Origin of the sequence: Nocardioides sp. CPCC 205120 (genome assembly GCF_048654585.1) — a bacterium.
GTDB lineage: Bacteria > Actinomycetota > Actinomycetes > Propionibacteriales > Nocardioidaceae > Nocardioides.
Genome location: NZ_JBMCYY010000002.1, coordinates 58,813 through 74,802 on the forward strand (window position 1 = coordinate 58,813; position 15,990 = coordinate 74,802).

Consider the following 15,990-nt stretch of genomic DNA (forward strand, 5'->3'; position numbering starts at 1 on the left):
CGCCCCCGTGGCCGAGGTCGTCGTGCCACCCGAGCGGCTCGAGCGCTGGGTGGTCAACTTCGGCGCGCGCCACGGGGGAGTGACGACCGACGTCGCCGCCGGACGCCTCACCGGTGCCGGCGGCGACGGCTCGACCTTCGCGGCCGCCCTGCCGTTCGCCCGCGCGTACGGCGGCAGCCCCGACGTCGACGCCTTCCGTGCGGCCGCCGCGCCCCCGGAGACCTGGGGCGTCCTGCTCGTGCGCAAGGGCGGCTTCGCCGTCGCCCGCCTGGCCGGTCCCCGCGTCGTGGCCAGCAAGGTCGGCCGACGCCACGTGCAGGGCCGCAGCAAGGCCGGCGGGCAGAGCCAGCAGCGCTTCGCCCGCCGCCGCGACAACCAGGCCCGGTCGGCGTACGACGCTGCCACCGACCACGCCGTGACCGTCCTCGGCGAGCCGGCGCTGGCGCTCGTCGTCGGCGGCGACCGCACCGCCGTCGCCGCGGTGCTGGAGGACCGCCGCCTGGCCCGGCACGCGGTCGTCGACCCCTGGCTCCCCGTGCCCGAGCCGCGCCGCGCCGAGCTCGACGCGGCGATCGCTGCCGCGGCGGCCGTGCGTGTCGAGGTCGTCAACGCGCCGGGCACGTAGCCCGCGTCGTACCACGTCGGCGGGCCCCGCTCTGCCAGACTGCGGGCCATGTGGCGGCCCGACGACGGCTGGGTGCCCCTCCCCGGCGGGAGCGGCACCTCGACCGGTGGGGTGTGGCTGGACCGGTCCACCGAGCCCGCCAGCGTCGTGAAGCGGTTCGTGCCGCCCGGCCCCGACGACCCCGACGAGCTCGCCGACCCGCACCACGCGGGCTGGTGGCGACGCGCGGCGGCCGTCGCGCAGGGCGGCGTCGTCGACGCCACGGCCGGCCTGCGGTCGGTGCGGACCCTCGACGTCGCCGAGGACGCCTCCGGCATCACCCTGCGGCAGGAGTACGTCGAGGCGGACCCGCTGCCGGGCCCCTACCTGGCCGCGCGCCTCGCGGTCTTCGCGGGCAACGCCGTGCCCCGGGCTGACTGGCTGGCGCGCGCCCAGCTCGCGGACCGGGTGCGGCGCGTGGAGTGGCGCGGCGGGTGGCGCACGCTCGCACGCACCAACATCGCCGACGTCGCCGACCGCCTCTGGGCGCGGCGCCACCGCCACCTGGCCGCGCTCGACGCGCTCCCGCAGGTGCTGCAGCACGGCGACCCCGTGCCCGCGAACTTCCGCGCGCGCTCCGGCGACGACGTGCTGGCGCTCGACTGGAGCACCCTCGGCACGGGCCCGGTGGGCGCCGACCTCGGCTACCTCGCGCTGTCGGCGCGGGAGGACCTCGAGGTGCTCCTCGACGTGTACGCCGCCGCGCTGCCCCAGGACCTCGCGACCCGTGAGGAGGCGCTGCTGGGCGCCCGGGTCACGGCCGTCTACACCGTGCTCAACCGGGCCGAGTGGGTGCTGGCCCGGGCCGCGGAGGGCGAGGGCGCCCTGGCCGGGAAGTTCCGGCACCCCAGCGTCGCGCCGTACCTGCGGGTGCTGCAGCGGCAGTACCCCCACCTCGAGGCCCTGCTCTGAGGCAGGACCGCGGTGCCCGCAGGGCGGCCTGGGCCACTCGCGCCGATGCGTGCCCGGGGGGCGCGGCCACGTAGAATTCCGGACCGATGATCACCGCACAGAACGTCGAAGTCCGTGCGGGTGCCCGCCTCCTGATGGAGAACGTCTCGTTCCGGGTGGCGGCCGGGGACAAGATCGGCCTCGTCGGCCGCAACGGCGCCGGCAAGACCACCCTCACGAAGATCCTCGCCGGGGACGCGCTGCCCGCCTCGGGCACCGTCACGTCCTCCGGCGACGTCGGCTACCTGCCGCAGGACCCGCGCGTCGGGGACCCCGAGGTCCTCGCCCGCGACCGGATCCTGTCCGCCCGCGGGCTCGACGACGTCGTGCGCCGGCTGCGCGAGGCGGAGGAGCAGATGGCGTCGGCCGACCCCGAGGTCGCCGACCGCGCCATGCGCCGCTGGTCCCGGGCCGACGCCGAGCTGCACGCCGGTGGCGGGTACGCCGCCGAGGCCGAGGCCGCGACGATCGCGGCCAGCCTCGGCATCCCCGACCGGATCCTCGGCCAGCAGCTGAAGACGCTCTCCGGCGGCCAGCGCCGCCGCGTGGAGCTCGCGCGCATCCTGTTCTCCGGCGCCGACGTGCTGATCCTCGACGAGCCGACCAACCACCTCGACGCCGACTCGATCGTGTGGCTGCGCGACTTCCTCAAGGCCCACCGCGGCGGCTTCATCGTCATCAGCCACGACAACGACCTGCTCGCCGAGACGGTCAACAAGGTCTTCCACCTCGACGCGAACCGCTGCGTCATCGACGTCTACAACATGGGCTGGAAGCACTACCTGACCCAGCGCGAGACCGACGAGAAGCGCCGCAAGCGCGAGCGGATGAACGCCGAGAACAAGGCGAAGACGCTCACCGACCAGGCCAACAAGATGCGGGCCAAGGCGTCGAAGGCGCAGGCCGCGCAGTCGATGCTCAAGCGCGCCGAGAAGATGATGGCCGGCGTCGAGGGGGAGCGCGCCGCGGACCGGGTCGCCAAGATCACCTTCCCGTCGCCCGCCCCCTGCGGGAAGACGCCGCTGACGGCCGAGGGGCTCTCGCGCACCTACGGCTCGCTCGAGGTCTTCACCGACGTCGACCTGGCGATCGACAAGGGCTCCCGCGTCGTCATCCTCGGGCTCAACGGCGCGGGCAAGACGACGATGCTGCGCATCCTCGCCGGGGTCGACGCGCCGGACTCGGGCTCCGTGGTGCCCGGGCACGGGCTCAAGGTCGGCTACTACGCGCAGGAGCACGAGACCCTCGACACCTCGCGCACCGTGCTGGAGAACATGCAGAGCGCGGCGCCGCAGCTCACCGACACCGAGGCCCGCTCGGTGCTGGGCTCGTTCCTCTTCTCGGGCGAGGACGCGCACAAGCCGGCCGGGGTGCTCTCCGGTGGCGAGAAGACCCGCCTGGCGCTGGCCTCGCTCGTCGTCTCCAGCGCCAACGTGCTGCTGCTCGACGAGCCGACCAACAACCTCGACCCCGCCTCGCGGGAGGAGGTGCTCGACGCGATCCGCCGCTACGAGGGCGCCATCGTGCTCGTCACCCACGACGAGGGCGCGGTGCTCGCGCTCGAGCCCGACCGCGTGCTGATCCTCCCCGACGGCGTCGAGGACCTCTGGAACGCCTCCTACGCCGAGCTGGTCTCGCTGGCCTGAGGTCGCTGCTCCGGCTGCCCGGCGGGCTTGTCGGCCGGCTCCTGGGCCGGCTCCTGGGCCGGCTCGTCCTCGACCGGTACGGCGAGCCGCGTCGGCGTCGCGCGCCCCCTGAGCACCTCGGTGCCGTCCGGGCGCCAGCGGGCCGCCTCGTCGGGGGCCGCGGCCTCGACGCTCTCCTGCGCGACGAGCACGAGGCCGGGGCGACCCTTGGCGAGGTCGGTGAGCCGGGCGGCGGAGTTCACCGCGTCGCCGATCACCGTGTACTCGAAGCGGCGCTCCGCCCCCACGTTGCCGGCGACGGCCTCGCCGGTCGCCACCCCGACGCCGGCCCGGATCTCCGGCACCTCGACGGCCAACCGGCGGGCGACGGTGCGGGCGGTGCGCAGGGCGGCGGTGGCGTGGTCGTCGCTCGCGACGGGGGCGCCGAACACGGCGAGGACGGCGTCGCCCATGAACTTGTTGACGAGCCCGCCGGAGCGGTCGACCTCGTCGATGACGACCGAGCAGAACCGGTTGAGCAGCTCGACGACCGCGGTGGGCTCGCGCTCGGTGGCCAGCGTCGTGGAGCCCATGAGGTCCACGAAGAGGATCGACACGACGCGGGTCTCGCCGCCGAGCTCGACCTGCTGGCGCAGCGCGGCGTCGGCGACGTCGGTGCCGACGTGGCGGCCGAACAGGTCGCGGATGCGCTCGCGCTCCCGCAGGCCGGCGGCCATGCGGTTGAAGCCCGCCTGCAGGTGGCCCAGCTCGGTGGCGTCGTAGACGGGCACGGCGACGTCGAGGTCGCCGGACTCGACCTGGCGCAGGGCGCGCTGCACCGACGCGATCGGCCCGACGACGGCGCGCGAGGTGAGCGTCGTGATGTTGAGCCCGAAGAGGAGCACGACCCCGCCGAGCACGAGGATGAGGACCGCCAGGCGCACGCGGTCCACCTGCTCGTCCCCGGCCAGCGACAGCAGCGCGGCGAAGACGAGCGCCGTGACGGGGATGCCCGTGCCGAGCACCCAGAAGATGATGAGGCGGCGTCGTACGCCGGACCCCCGCCCGGCCGGCGGCAGGCCCTCGGCGAGCGCCCGGGCCGTGATGGGCCGCAGGACGAACTCGGTCCACAGGTAGGAGATCGCGCAGACCACGATGCCGGCGATCGCGACCGCGATCGACTCGGTGAGCGCGATGCTCGGCTGGGTCAGCAGCGAGAGCAGCGTGAAGAGCAGGACGGCGACGAACCAGAGCGTGCCCTGGCGGACCATCACGGTGCGCGGGGCCCGCAGCGTCTCGTGGCGCTCGCGGTCGGTGGGGGAGCGGCCCTCCCGCGCCCACGCCAGGGAGCGCAGCAGCCGGCGCGTGATCCAGACCAGGCCCACGACGACCGCCAGTCCGACGTACACCGGCGTGGCGATGAAGTGCGCCAGCCGGAAGTCGCGGCCCAGCGGCTCGTCGGGGCGCACGAGCAGCAGCAGCGCGATGACGACGCCGGCGCCGATGAGGTTCGCGGTGAGCAGGATGAACGTCAGCAGGGCCTGCACGCGCACGCGGAGGACCTGGGGACTCTGGTCGGGGGCGCCGAGCAGTCGCGAGCCGAAGGGGCTGCGGGCGTCGGCGCTGGTCACGGCTCGCATCGTAGGGTGCGGTGGACCACCCCGCGTGAGCGGGAACACGGCCGCGCGGTGAGGGGTTGTCACGAGCATGTCGGGGATGACCGGGATGGGCGCCGCCTGGCGGCACCTGCGCACCGACCGCTCGGCGGTCGGCACGCGGGTGGACCGCGCCGTCGTACGACGGGTGGTCGGCGCCGCGCGCCCCCACCGGCGGGTGCTGACGGCCTTCGCCGGGGTCACCGTGCTCGACGCCATGCTGGTCGTCGTCACCCCGCTGCTGGTGCAGCGGCTGGTGGACGACGGCGTGGTGGCCGGCGACCTGCGGGTCGTCACGACCGTGGCGGCGCTGATGGCCGCGGTGGCGCTCGTGGACGCGGCCCTCGGCGTGCTCGGCGGCTGGTTGTCCTCGCGGATCGGCGAGGGGCTCATCCTCGACCTCCGCACGCAGGTCTTCGCCCACGTCCAGCGCCAGGGCCTCGCGTTCTTCACGCGCACGCAGACCGGCGCCCTGGTCTCGCGGCTCAACAACGACGTCATCGGGGCGCAGCGCGCCTTCACCACCGTGCTGTCGAACGTGGTCGCCAACTCGGTGGCCGTGGTGGTCGTCGGCGTCACGATGGTGGCCCTGAGCTGGCAGGTGACCCTGCTGTGCCTCGTCATGTTCCCGTTGCTCTTCGCCGTCTCCCGGTGGGTGGGCGCCCGCCTCGCGGGGCTCACCCGTGAGCAGATGGACGGCAACGCCGACCTCGGCAACGTGATGACGGAGCGCTTCAACGTCGGCGGCGCGATGCTGCTCAAGCTGTTCGGCCGCCGGGGGGAGGAGGACGCGCTCTACGCCGCCAAGGCGACCCGCGTGCGCGACCTGGGCGTGCGCATCGCGCTCCTCACCCGCCTGTTCGCGTCGGTGATGATGCTCGTCCCCGCGCTGGCGACCGCGCTGGTGTACGGCGTCGGCGGCTGGCTCGTCGTGCAGGGCGACCTGACGCTGGGCACGCTGCTCGCGCTGGCCACGCTCCTGCTGCGTCTGCTGGGCCCGATGCAGGGGCTCTCCAACGTGCGGGTCGACGTGATGACCGCGCTCGTCAGCTTCGAGCGGGTCTTCGAGGTGCTCGACCTGCCCTCGACCGTCACGGAGCGCGCCGACGCGGTGCCGCTGCGCGTCGCGGACGGCAGCCGCGGGGTGCGGCTGGAGTTCGACCACGTCGGCTTCGCCTACCCGGACCCGTCGACCACGACGCTGGCCTCGCTCGAGGCGGTCGCGAGCCCCGACCGCGGCAGCGCGTCCGAGCCCGTCCTCCACGACATCACCTTCGTGGCCGAGCCCGGCCAGACCGTCGCCCTCGTCGGCCCGTCGGGCGCGGGCAAGACCACGATCACCCACCTGGTGGCCCGCCTGTACGACGCGACCTCCGGCACCGTGCGGGTCGCCGGTCACGACGTGCGGTCGGTGACGCTGGAGTCGCTGGAGGACGTGGTCGGCTACGTCACCCAGGACGCCCACATGTTCCACGACACCATCCGGGCCAACCTCCGCTACGCCCGGCCGGACGCGAGCGAGGAGCAGATCTGGGCCGCGCTCGAGGCCGCGCGCATCGCCCCGCTGGTGCGCTCGCTGACGCACGGCCTCGACACGGTCGTGGGCGACCGGGGCTACCGGCTGTCCGGCGGCGAGCGCCAGCGCCTCGCGATCGCCCGGCTCCTGCTCAAGGCGCCGCCGCTCGTCGTGCTCGACGAGGCCACCGCCCACCTGGACGGGGAGTCGGAGCAGGCCGTGCAGCGCGCGCTCGACGCGGCGCTGGAGGGGCGCACCTCGCTCGTCATCGCCCACCGGCTCTCCACGGTGCGCAACGCCCACCGCATCCTCGTGGTCGACCAGGGCCGCATCGTGCAGAGCGGCACCCACGCCGAGCTGCTGGCGCAGGGTGGGCTCTACGCCACCCTGCACGGCACGCAGCTGCGCGACGACGTGACGACCGCCGGCTGACACGCCCCAGGAGGGGCGGACCGTCAGGTGCGGCTGCGCTCCCGCTCGGCCCGGATGCGGGCCTGCACCTCGGCCTGCTTCCGCTCCTCCTCCTCGGCCCGGGCCCGGCGCTCGGCCCGCAGCCGGTCGCGGCGCGCGGGACCACCGCGCCACTCGTCGTACGCCAGGTAGCAGAAGCCGAAGACGGCCAGCAGGCCGAAGAACCACCACTGGAGCCCGTAGAAGAAGTGCGGACCCTCGTCGAGCTCGGGCAGCGGCGGTGGGTCGAGCGGCTCGGCGGCCTCGGGCGACTCCTCGGCCAGGTCGACGAACCCCGTGAGCACCTCGCGGTCCAGCGCCTCGCCGATGCGGTCCGAGGAGATCGAGCGGGTCGACTGCTGCGTGACCTCGGTGCTGCCGCCGTCGGTGGCGTCCCGTCGCACCCAGCCGGTCACGGTGACCTCGCCGGACGGGGGAGCGGGCAGCGCGTCGGTGTCGGTGCCGCGCAGGCCCCCGCTGTTCTCCGTCGCCATCCAGCCGCGGTCGACGAGCACGGACGTGCCGTCGGCCAGCACCAGGGGCACGACCACGTCGACGCCGGGGGCGCTGTCGCGGGTGCGGTAGCGGACGACGACGGAGTCCTCGACGGCGTAGGTGCCGGTGGCCGTGACCGACGTCCACTCCTCGCTCGCGTCGACCGGCTCGCCGACCCCCAGCACGTCGGTCACCTCGACCGGGTCGCGGCCCTCGTTGCGCTCCACGATGGAGTTGCGGTCACGACGGTCGTCCAGGCGGTGGAACTGCCACTGGCCCAGCACCCACGCGAGGTAGGTCAGCAGCACCACCGCGATCCCGAACAGGATCCAGCGCCGGGACAGCAGGAAGCGGAAGGAACCCACACCGGAAGGCTATCCGGCGACCGGGCCCGACCTAGACTCGACCACGTGACCCAGTCCGTCGACCTCCCCCTGCTGCCCCGCGGTGCCGCGGGTGGTCTGGTCGACCGCCACGGCCGCACCGCGACCGACCTGCGCGTCTCCCTCACCGACCGGTGCAACCTGCGCTGCAGCTACTGCATGCCGCCCGAGGGCCTCGACTGGATGCCGGTCGAGGAGACGCTCAGCGACGACGAGGTCGTCCGGCTGGTCGGTATCGGGGTGCACCACCTCGGCATCCGCGAGGTGCGCTTCACCGGGGGCGAGCCGCTGGTGCGCCGCGGGCTCGTCGACATCGTCACCCGGGTGCGCCGCGACGCGCCCGACGTGGACCTCTCGCTCACCACGAACGCGCTCGGCCTGGCGCGCACCGCGCAGGCCCTGGCCGACGCCGGCCTCGACCGCGTGAACGTGAGCCTCGACAGCATCCGCCCCGACTCCTTCGCGGAGGTCACCCGCCGCGACCGCCTGCACGACGCGCTCGCCGGCGTCGAGGCCGCGGCCGCCGCGGGCCTGACGCCGGTCAAGATCAACGCGGTGCTCCTGCGCGGCATCAACGACGGCCAGGCGCCCGAGCTGACCCGGTGGGCGCTCGAGAACGGCTACGAGCTGCGCTTCATCGAGCAGATGCCGCTGGACGCCCAGCACGACTGGTCCCGCACCGAGATGGTGACCGCCGAGGAGATCCTCGCCTCCCTGCAGGCCGCGTTCACCGTCGTCCCGTCCGAGGAGGCGCGGGGCAGCGCCCCGGCCGAGCGGTTCCTCGTCGACACCGGGGACGTGCAGGGCGTCGTCGGCGTCATCGCCTCGGTCACCCGCCCGTTCTGCGGCGACTGCGACCGGGTGCGGATCACCGCGGACGGCCAGGTGCGCAACTGCCTCTTCGCCCGTTCCGAGTCGGACCTGCGGGCCGCCCTGCGCGGCGACGCGGACGACGCCGCGGTCGCGGCGCAGTGGCGTCGCGCGATGTGGACCAAGGCGGCGGGGCACGGCATCAACGACCCGAGCTTCCTGCAGCCCACCCGGTCGATGTCCGCCATCGGCGGCTGAGGCTCAGTCCCCGGCCCGGTCGTCGGGCTCGTCGTCGTCCGTCACGACCTCGGCCGCCGGCACCACGTCACGCAGGAAGTCCCGCGCGCCGAGGAAGTCCGACAGCGAGGCGCGGTGGTCGTCGCACGCCAACCAGATCTTGCGGCGCTCCGGGGTGTGCAGGCGCGGGTTGTTCCAGCGCAGCGCCCAGGTGGCCTCGGCCCGGCAGCCCCGGGCGGAGCAGGTCGCGGGCGCGCTCACGCGCCCGCCCGGCCGCCCGCGGGGCGCTCGTCGAGGTCGTCCCAGCGGTCCGCGCGCTCGGCGTCGTCCCAGCCCGCCTGTTCCCAGTCGACGTCGTCCCAGGCGGAGTCGTCGCGCGGGCCGGGGGCACCGGGGGTGCCGCCGTCGCCCGCACCCGGCTCGATCCGCAGCGTCTCGCCCGCGGCGGGCGGGAGCGCGTAGGCGTCGACCGGCTCGATCTCGAAGTCCTCGCTCCGCTGCGAGGTGACGTTGGCCGCGACCACCGCGAAGTACGGCAGGAACACCGCGCCGGCGAGCAGCACCCACCGCAGCCAGCCGGGGCCCACGGCGAAGGCGCCGAGGAAGCAGAGGGTGCGCACGGACATCGCGATGAAGTAGCGACGGCGGCGCTGGTCGAGCTCCTCGGTGGGGGAGACCGGGGCGGTGGTGATCCGGACGGCGTCGGCCTTCGGCGCGGTACGGCGGGGACGCGTCGGCATGCTCCCACTGTACGTCGGTAGCATCAGCCGACCCGGGCCGTGCCGGGCCGGGCCCCGTCCACGAGGAGACCACCATGACCAGCCGCACCTACCGCGTCACCGAGATCGTCGGCACGTCCCCCGAGGGCATCGACCAGGCGATCCGCAACGGCATCGGGCGCGCCGGCGAGACGCTGCGCCACCTCGACTGGTTCGAGGTCACCCAGGTCCGCGGGCACGTCAAGGACGGCCAGGTCGACCACTTCCAGGTCTCGATGAAGGTCGGCTTCCGCCTCGAGGACCAGTGAGTCCCGCCCGTCCGTCCCGCCCGACCGCGCCGGCCCGTCCGCGCCGTCCGGCGTGACCGGGCGGGGAGGCGGTTTTCCGGTACCTGTCGGTAAGCACTAGCGTCGCGAGGCGTGAGCGACGCAGAGCAGACCGGGCCCCAGGGCCGCACCGTCCTCGTCACCGGCGGCAACCGCGGCATCGGCCGCGCGATCGCCGAGGCGTTCCTGGCGCAGGGGGACCGCGTCGCGGTGACTACCCGCAACGGCGGTGCGCCCGAGGGTGCGCTCGACGTCCGCTGCGACGTGACCGACCCCGCCCAGGTGGACGCCGCCTACGCGCAGGTCGAGGCCGAGCTGGGACCGGTCGAGGTGCTGGTGGCGAACGCCGGCATCACCAGGGACACGCTCCTGCTGCGCATGAGCGAGGACGACTGGTCCTCGGTCATCGAGACGAACCTGACGGGCACGTTCCGGCTGGTGAAGCGCGCGACCAAGGGCATGCTGCGGCTGCGCCGCGGCCGCATCATCCTCGTCTCCTCCGTCGTCGGCCTGCTCGGCTCGGCCGGCCAGGTCAACTACGCCGCCTCGAAGTCGGGGCTCGTCGGCCTCGCGCGCTCGACCGCGCGGGAGCTGGGCAGCCGGGGCATCACGGCCAACGTCGTCGCCCCCGGGTTCGTCGAGACCGACATGACCGAGGTCCTCACCGACGCGCAGCGCGACGCCATCAGGACGCAGGTGCCGCTGGGCCGCTACGCGCAGCCGGCCGAGGTGGCCGGCGCCGTGACGTGGCTGGCGGGCGAGCACGCGGCGTACGTGACCGGTGCCGTCATCCCCGTCGACGGCGGCCTCGGCATGGGGCACTGAACGAGCCCCCCCGGTCTCCGGCCTCCCGCCGGACCTCACCACCCCGCGCACCGACCGTGCACACCACCACCCGTCACGGGTAGAGAAGAGGACACGCAGCAGATGGGCATTCTCGAGGGCAAGCGCATCCTGGTCGCCGGCGTCACGATGGACTCGTCCATCGGCTTCGCCACGGCGAAGTTCGCGCAGGAGCAGGGCGCGACCGTGCTGATCTCCAACTTCGGCCGGGCGCTCGGCATCACGCGGCGCATCGCGAAGCGCCTGCCGGTCGAGCCCGCGGTGCTCGAGCTGGACGTCACCGACCCCGAGCACCTGGCGGGCCTCGAGGCGGCGGTGCGCGAGCACGTCGACGGCCTCGACGGCGTCGTGCACTCGATCGCCTACGGCAACCCCGAGACGCTGCTCGGCGGCAAGTTCCTCGACGGGCCGTGGGAGGACGTGGCGCAGGCGGTGCACGTCTCGGCGTACTCGCTGAAGTCGCTCGCCGTCGCCACGCGCCCGCTCCTCTCGCGCGGCTCATCGGTCGTCGGCCTCACGTTCGACGCGACGGTGGCGTGGCCGGCGTACGACTGGATGGGCGTCGCGAAGGCGGGCCTGGAGTCCACCGCGCGCTACCTCGCCCGGGACCTCGGTGCGGACGGCATCCGCGTGAACCTGGTGTCCGCCGGGCCGCTGAAGACGCTGGCCGCCAAGGCCATCCCCGGCTTCGAGGACCTCGAGGCGCTGTGGGAGACCAAGGCACCGCTGGGCTGGGACAACAAGGACCAGGAGCCGACGGCCCGGGCCGTGTGCGCGCTGCTGTCCGACCTGTTCCCGGCGACCAGCGGCGAGATCGTGCACGTCGACGGCGGCTTCCACGCGATGGGGGCCTGAGCCCCGACCACCGGGCCGGGGGAAAGGGGAGGGGTGGCCCCGGGATGCGGGGCACCACACCGCGTGCAGCTCCTCCCTCCCAGTCGGAGCTGCGGGCGTGGTGCCCCGGGAGGCCGAGCCTCCCTCCCATGAGAGCCCGCTCAGCCTACCGCAGGCCCCCTGACCTGCGGGCGCCGACCTCGCGGGAGAGGCGACACGGGGTCCTCGCGGGTGGGACCATCGGGCGTGAGCTCCCCCCAGCCCTCCACGACCCGGCGCCTGGTCATCCTGCGCCACGCCGAGGCCGCGCCGGCCGCAGCGTCCGACCACGACCGCGACCTGACCCCCGACGGGCGCGCCGCGGCGGCCGCCGCCGGACGGTGGCTGGCCGCCGAGCAGCACGTGCCGTCGGCGGCGCTCGTCTCCGACGCGCTGCGCACGCGTCGTACGTGGGAGGAGCTGGCCGCGGCCGCGGGCTGGCTGGACGTGCCGGTCGAGCACGCGGCGCCGCTGTACTCCGCGGGGCCCGAGACGGCGCTGGACATGGTGCGCGGCACGGACGTGGACGTCGCGACCCTCGTGCTCGTCGGGCACAACCCGACGGTCGCGTCGCTGGCCCACCTGCTCCACGACGGGCAGGGCAACGAGCGCGCGGCCGTGCGGATGACGCAGGGGTACCCGCCCGCCGCCGTCACCGTGCTCGCATGCCCGGTGCCGTGGGCGGAGGTGGCGTGGGGCGGGTGCCGCCTCGTCGACTTCCACCTCGCCGGCGCCTGAGCGCCGGCGGGCGAGGAGTCAGGACAGGTCGGGGGAGGGCGTGACGAAGCCCGCGGCCGCGTCGGCCGCCTCGATCTCCTCGCGCGAGATGCCGAGCAGGTAGAGGATCGTGTCGAGGTAGGGCACGTTGACCGCGACCTCCGCCGCCTCGCGCACGGCCGGCTTGGCGTTGAACGCGATGCCCAGCCCGGCGGTGCTCAGCATGTCGAGGTCGTTGGCGCCGTCGCCGATCGCGATCACGGACTCGACGGAGACACCGACCTCGGCCGCGAACTGGCGCAGCGCCACGGCCTTGCCCGCCCGGTCGACGACCGGGCCGACGATGCGGCCGGTGAGCCGGCCGTCGACGATCTCGAGCTCGTTGGCCCGGGCGAAGTCGATGCCCAGCTCGGCGGCGAGACGGTCGGTGACCTGGCTGAAGCCGCCCGAGACGATGGCGAAGCGGTAGCCCAGCCGCTTGAGCACCCGCACCATCGTGCGAGCCCCCGGGGCCAGGCGGATGCCCTCGTAGACCGCGTCGAGCGCAGAGGCCTCCACGCCCTCGAGGCGGGCGACGCGCTGGCGCAGCGACTCCTCGAAGTCGAGCTCGCCGCGCATCGCGGCCTCGGTGACCTCCGCGACCTCGCGCTCGCAGCCGGCGTGGGCGGCGAGCATCTCGATGACCTCGCCCTGGATGAGCGTGGAGTCGACGTCCATCACGATGAGGCGCATGCCGCGGCGCAGCAGGTCGGCGGGCTGCACCGCGACGTCCACGCCCTGGCGTGCGGCCTCGGCGGCCAGCGCGGCGCGCAGGTGCTCGGGGGCGGTGCCGGAGACGTGCAGGTCGATGGCCGTGACGGGGTAGCGCGCCATGCGCTCGATGCGGTCGATGTTCGCGCCCGTCTCCGCGATGCGCCCCGTGATGGCGGCCAGCGCCCCGGCCCGCAGCGGCGCCCCGATGACGGAGACGTGGACGCGGCCCTCGCCGCGGCGACGGTTGTCTCCGGTTCCCTGCTCGACGTCGACCTGCATCTCGAGCTCGCCGGCCGCGCGGGTGACCTCGGTGCGCAGCCCCGCGACGTCGTGGGGCGCGGTGACGAGCACGCCGAGCACCATGCGGCCCCGGATCACGATCTGCTCGACGTCGAGCACGTCCACGCCGGCGGCGGCGAGGGTGGCGAGCACCGAGCTGGTCACGCCGGGGCGGTCCCTGCCCGTGAGGGTCACCAGGACCGTGTCGGTCGTGGGGCCGGCGCCGCCGGGTACGGCGGACGGCTCCGGGCGGCGGGGGGCGGCGGGCTCGCTCATCGCGCCGAAGGCTACCGCCGGGGGCGGGGTGCGCCGTACCCGGTGGGCGGCGCCGCGCCGGGGCCGCGGGTCAGTCGGGGGGCCAGGCCTCCGGGGAGGCCGCCGCGGTGAGGGCGTGCCGGGCGGCGCGGGCGAGGTCGTCGAGGACGGCGCGGCGCGCGACGGTCTCGCCCAGGGTCACCGCGGCGCCGTCGTCGCCGGTGCCGAGCTCGACGACGCGCAGCATCCGCAGGCCGCGGGCGGCGAGCTGCACGCACCGGGCGGGCACGCCGTCGGGGGCGTCGAGGCGGGGCACGGCGGTGAGGTCGAGGAGGTCGTCGGCCATGTCGGGGTTCCAGCGGGCGACGTCGAGCCGCGCCAGCCGGTCGGCCGCGTCGAGCAGGGCCGCCCGCAGCGCGCGGTCGGCGGCGCCGACGTCGGGGAGGGGACGCCGTGACGCGGGGTGCTGCTCCCACTCCACGGCGGCACCGACGGCGGCGGGCACCCAGCCCACGCCGGCGGCCGGCGCGAGCACGGCCTCGCCCGCGTCGATGGCGGCGGCGTTGAGGTCGCGCGGTCCGCCCAGGCCGACGGGGTCGCCGGGAGCGGGGAACGCGGCGCCCAGCTCACGGGCGCCGGCGCGGCGCAGGCCGCCCAGCACCTCGGCGGCCGTGGCGGGGTCCTCGCCCGGGGCGGCGAACACGTGGCGCACCCCGTGCTCGGCGAGGGCGTCGAGCACGTCGTCGGCGGCCGCACGGCCCCGCAGCCACGCGGTTCCCCACCACGCGAACGTCAGCGAGACGGGCACGGCGATCACGCCCCGAGGGTACGGACCGCGCCGACGCCGCCGGTCGATAGGGTGCTCGTCATGACCGCTGTGCTCGAGCTCGCCGACGTGACGGTCCGACGCGGGGAGGCGGTGCTGCTCGACCGCGTCACCTGGGTGGTGGACGAGGGTGAGCGCTGGGTGGTCCTCGGACCGAACGGGGCCGGCAAGACGACGCTGCTGCAGATCGCCGCCGCCCAGCTGCACCCCACCGACGGCGCCGTCGGGCTGCTCGGCGAGCTGCTCGGCACCGTCGACGTCTTCGAGCTGCGCCCGCGCATCGGCGTGGCCAGCGCCTCGGTGGCCGAGCGCATCCCGCGCGGCGAGAAGGTCCGCGACCTCGTCCTGACGGCCGCGCACGGCGTCGTGGGGCGCTGGCGCGAGGAGTACGACGAGGTGGACCACGCCCGCGCCGACTCGCTGCTGCGCGAGCTCAGCGTCGAGCACCTCGCCGACCGCGTCTTCGGCACGCTCAGCGAGGGCGAGCGCAAGCGGGTGCAGATCGCCCGTTCCCTCATGACGGACCCGGAGCTGCTGCTGCTCGACGAGCCCGCCGCCGGTCTCGACCTCGGCGGTCGCGAGGACCTCGTGAGCACCCTGTCGGTGCTCGCCTACGACCCCGACTCGCCGGCGACCGTGCTGGTGTCCCACCACGTCGAGGAGATCCCACCCGGGTTCACCCACGCCCTCCTGCTGCGCCAGGGCCGCGTCGTCGCGGCCGGGCCGCTCGGCGAGACGCTCACCGAGGCCAACCTCTCCGCCACGTTCGACACGCCCCTCACCGTCGCCCTCGAGGAGGGCCGCTGGTCGGCGCGTCGGCGCACGCGTCGCCAGGCCGGCGCGTGAGCCCGCTGGAGCTGGTGGCGATCCTCGTCGCCGGCGCGGCGGCGGGCGGCATCAACACGGTCGTCGGGTCGGGCACGCTCATCACCTTCCCGACGCTGATCGCGCTGGGCGTGCCGCCCATCACGGCGAACGCCTCGAACACGATCGGGCTCGTGCCCGGCTCGCTCTCGGGCGCGTGGGGCTACCGCCGCGAGCTGGCCGGCCAGCGCGCCCGGCTGCTGCGCTTCGCCAGCGCCTCCGCCCTGGGCGGCGTGCTCGGCGCCGTGCTGCTCTTCACGCTGCCCGACGGCGCGTTCGCGGCCATCGTCCCCGCCCTCATCCTGCTCGGGCTCGTGCTCGTGGTGACGGGCCCGCGGATCTCGAAGGCCATCGCGCGGCGCCGCGAGGAGCGCGGCTCGGGCGACCTGCCCGAGCACGGGCCGCGCTGGCTGTGGCCGGTGGTGGTGCTGACGGGGGCGTACGGCGGGTACTTCGGCGCCGCCCAGGGCATCATCCTCATGGCGTTCCTGGGGATCGGCCTGCCCGAGACGCTGCAGCGGCTGAACGCGCTGAAGAACGTGCTCGTGGCCCTCGTCAACGGCATCTCGGGCGTGCTGTTCGCGATCTTCGTCGACGTGGACTGGACGGTCGTGCTGCTCGTCGGCGTCGGCGCGGTGATCGGGGCCCAGCTCGGCGCGAAGTACGGTCGCAAGCTGCCCGACCACGTCCTGCGGGGGTTCATCGTGGTCGTGGGCGTCGTGGCCCTCGCCGCGTTCCTCCTCGGCTGA

General features: G+C 74.9%; 17 protein-coding genes. 11 read left to right on the forward strand and 6 right to left on the reverse strand.

Annotated features, from left to right (window positions below):
- Positions 1 to 7 precede the first annotated feature (7 nt).
- The 3 genes from ACOACO_RS11320 to ACOACO_RS11330 all read left to right on the forward strand — a co-directional run bounded on the left by ACOACO_RS11320 (position 8) and on the right by ACOACO_RS11330 (position 3,261).
- Positions 8 to 625 carry an acVLRF1 family peptidyl-tRNA hydrolase gene (locus tag ACOACO_RS11320; protein WP_420296384.1) on the forward strand — a complete coding sequence of 206 codons (618 nt, stop codon included), beginning with the start codon at positions 8 to 10 and terminating at the stop codon, positions 623 to 625.
- Positions 626 to 673: 48 nt separating this feature from the next.
- Positions 674 to 1,576, forward strand: coding sequence for a phosphotransferase (locus ACOACO_RS11325; protein ID WP_420296385.1), 903 nt, complete (start codon positions 674 to 676; stop codon positions 1,574 to 1,576).
- Positions 1,577 to 1,662: 86 nt separating this feature from the next.
- Positions 1,663 to 3,261: an ABC-F family ATP-binding cassette domain-containing protein gene (locus ACOACO_RS11330; RefSeq protein WP_420296386.1), complete on the forward strand. Its 1,599-nt coding sequence runs from the start codon at positions 1,663 to 1,665 to the stop codon at positions 3,259 to 3,261.
- Here the strand turns inward: ACOACO_RS11330 and ACOACO_RS11335 are convergent.
- Positions 3,234 to 4,871: an adenylate/guanylate cyclase domain-containing protein gene (locus tag ACOACO_RS11335; protein ID WP_420296387.1), complete on the reverse strand. Its 1,638-nt coding sequence runs from the start codon at positions 4,869 to 4,871 to the stop codon at positions 3,234 to 3,236. The two genes, ACOACO_RS11330 and ACOACO_RS11335, sit on opposite strands and share 28 nt — an antisense overlap.
- A gap of 85 nt (positions 4,872 to 4,956) precedes the next feature.
- On the opposite strand from ACOACO_RS11335, the gene ACOACO_RS11340 reads away from it, so the two are divergent.
- Positions 4,957 to 6,843 carry an ABC transporter ATP-binding protein gene (locus tag ACOACO_RS11340; protein WP_420296388.1) on the forward strand — a complete coding sequence of 629 codons (1,887 nt, stop codon included), beginning with the start codon at positions 4,957 to 4,959 and terminating at the stop codon, positions 6,841 to 6,843.
- Positions 6,844 to 6,866: 23 nt separating this feature from the next.
- Here ACOACO_RS11340 and ACOACO_RS11345 read toward each other — a convergent pair whose 3' ends face one another.
- Complete coding sequence (locus ACOACO_RS11345) at positions 6,867 to 7,721, reverse strand: SURF1 family protein (protein WP_420296389.1); 855 nt, start codon at positions 7,719 to 7,721, stop codon at positions 6,867 to 6,869.
- Positions 7,722 to 7,766: 45 nt separating this feature from the next.
- Between ACOACO_RS11345 and moaA the strand changes: the two genes are divergently transcribed.
- A complete protein-coding gene (gene moaA, locus ACOACO_RS11350; protein WP_420296390.1) occupies positions 7,767 to 8,807 on the forward strand; it encodes a GTP 3',8-cyclase MoaA in 1,041 nt (346 codons plus the stop codon).
- A gap of 3 nt (positions 8,808 to 8,810) precedes the next feature.
- Here moaA and ACOACO_RS11355 read toward each other — a convergent pair whose 3' ends face one another.
- Together ACOACO_RS11355 and ACOACO_RS11360 are read right to left on the reverse strand one after the other, a co-directional pair.
- Positions 8,811 to 9,047, reverse strand: coding sequence for an acetone carboxylase (locus ACOACO_RS11355; protein WP_420296391.1), 237 nt, complete (start codon positions 9,045 to 9,047; stop codon positions 8,811 to 8,813).
- Positions 9,044 to 9,526, reverse strand: coding sequence for a DUF3099 domain-containing protein (locus ACOACO_RS11360; protein ID WP_420296392.1), 483 nt, complete (start codon positions 9,524 to 9,526; stop codon positions 9,044 to 9,046). The genes ACOACO_RS11355 and ACOACO_RS11360 overlap by 4 nt, the downstream gene beginning before the upstream one ends.
- Positions 9,527 to 9,600: 74 nt before the next feature.
- Here ACOACO_RS11360 and ACOACO_RS11365 point away from each other — a divergent pair, with 74 nt between their 5' ends.
- The 4 genes from ACOACO_RS11365 to ACOACO_RS11380 all read left to right on the forward strand — a co-directional run bounded on the left by ACOACO_RS11365 (position 9,601) and on the right by ACOACO_RS11380 (position 12,285).
- Complete coding sequence (locus ACOACO_RS11365; protein ID WP_420296393.1) at positions 9,601 to 9,813, forward strand: dodecin; 213 nt, start codon at positions 9,601 to 9,603, stop codon at positions 9,811 to 9,813.
- Between the two features lie 111 nt (positions 9,814 to 9,924).
- Complete coding sequence (locus ACOACO_RS11370; protein ID WP_420296394.1) at positions 9,925 to 10,656, forward strand: beta-ketoacyl-ACP reductase; 732 nt, start codon at positions 9,925 to 9,927, stop codon at positions 10,654 to 10,656.
- A gap of 102 nt (positions 10,657 to 10,758) precedes the next feature.
- The gene (gene fabI, locus ACOACO_RS11375; RefSeq protein ID WP_420296395.1) at positions 10,759 to 11,529 is read left to right on the forward strand and encodes an enoyl-ACP reductase FabI; all 771 of its coding nucleotides are present in this window, start codon (positions 10,759 to 10,761) and stop codon (positions 11,527 to 11,529) included.
- A gap of 225 nt (positions 11,530 to 11,754) precedes the next feature.
- Positions 11,755 to 12,285: a SixA phosphatase family protein gene (locus ACOACO_RS11380; RefSeq protein WP_420296396.1), complete on the forward strand. Its 531-nt coding sequence runs from the start codon at positions 11,755 to 11,757 to the stop codon at positions 12,283 to 12,285.
- Between the two features lie 18 nt (positions 12,286 to 12,303).
- Here the strand turns inward: ACOACO_RS11380 and serB are convergent, their stop codons facing one another.
- Positions 12,304 to 13,572: a phosphoserine phosphatase SerB gene (gene serB, locus ACOACO_RS11385; RefSeq protein ID WP_420296397.1), complete on the reverse strand. Its 1,269-nt coding sequence runs from the start codon at positions 13,570 to 13,572 to the stop codon at positions 12,304 to 12,306.
- Between the two features lie 70 nt (positions 13,573 to 13,642).
- Positions 13,643 to 14,368 (reverse strand): hypothetical protein, encoded by a 726-nt coding sequence (locus ACOACO_RS11390; protein WP_420296398.1) that lies wholly within the window; start codon positions 14,366 to 14,368, stop codon positions 13,643 to 13,645.
- Positions 14,369 to 14,419: 51 nt separating this feature from the next.
- Between ACOACO_RS11390 and ACOACO_RS11395 the strand changes: the two genes are divergently transcribed.
- Both ACOACO_RS11395 and ACOACO_RS11400 read left to right on the forward strand, forming a co-directional pair.
- The gene (locus ACOACO_RS11395) at positions 14,420 to 15,223 is read left to right on the forward strand and encodes an ABC transporter ATP-binding protein (protein ID WP_420296399.1); all 804 of its coding nucleotides are present in this window, start codon (positions 14,420 to 14,422) and stop codon (positions 15,221 to 15,223) included.
- The gene (locus tag ACOACO_RS11400) at positions 15,220 to 15,990 is read left to right on the forward strand and encodes a sulfite exporter TauE/SafE family protein (RefSeq protein WP_420296400.1); all 771 of its coding nucleotides are present in this window, start codon (positions 15,220 to 15,222) and stop codon (positions 15,988 to 15,990) included. Before ACOACO_RS11395 ends, ACOACO_RS11400 begins: the two co-directional genes overlap by 4 nt.

Bases quoted from the DNA above. Each gene is read 5' to 3' on its own strand.
- ACOACO_RS11325 (WP_420296385.1), top strand. From the start codon at position 674: ATGTGGCGGCCCGACGACGGCTGGGTGCCCCTCCCCGGCGGGAGCGGC.
- ACOACO_RS11330 (WP_420296386.1), top strand. From the start codon at position 1,663: ATGATCACCGCACAGAACGTCGAAGTCCGTGCGGGTGCCCGCCTCCTG.
- ACOACO_RS11340 (WP_420296388.1), top strand. From the start codon at position 4,957: ATGACCGGGATGGGCGCCGCCTGGCGGCACCTGCGCACCGACCGCTCG.
- ACOACO_RS11360 (WP_420296392.1), bottom strand. From the start codon at position 9,526: ATGCCGACGCGTCCCCGCCGTACCGCGCCGAAGGCCGACGCCGTCCGG.
- ACOACO_RS11365 (WP_420296393.1), top strand. From the start codon at position 9,601: ATGACCAGCCGCACCTACCGCGTCACCGAGATCGTCGGCACGTCCCCC.
- fabI (WP_420296395.1), top strand. From the start codon at position 10,759: ATGGGCATTCTCGAGGGCAAGCGCATCCTGGTCGCCGGCGTCACGATG.
- serB (WP_420296397.1), bottom strand. From the start codon at position 13,572: ATGAGCGAGCCCGCCGCCCCCCGCCGCCCGGAGCCGTCCGCCGTACCC.
- ACOACO_RS11395 (WP_420296399.1), top strand. From the start codon at position 14,420: ATGACCGCTGTGCTCGAGCTCGCCGACGTGACGGTCCGACGCGGGGAG.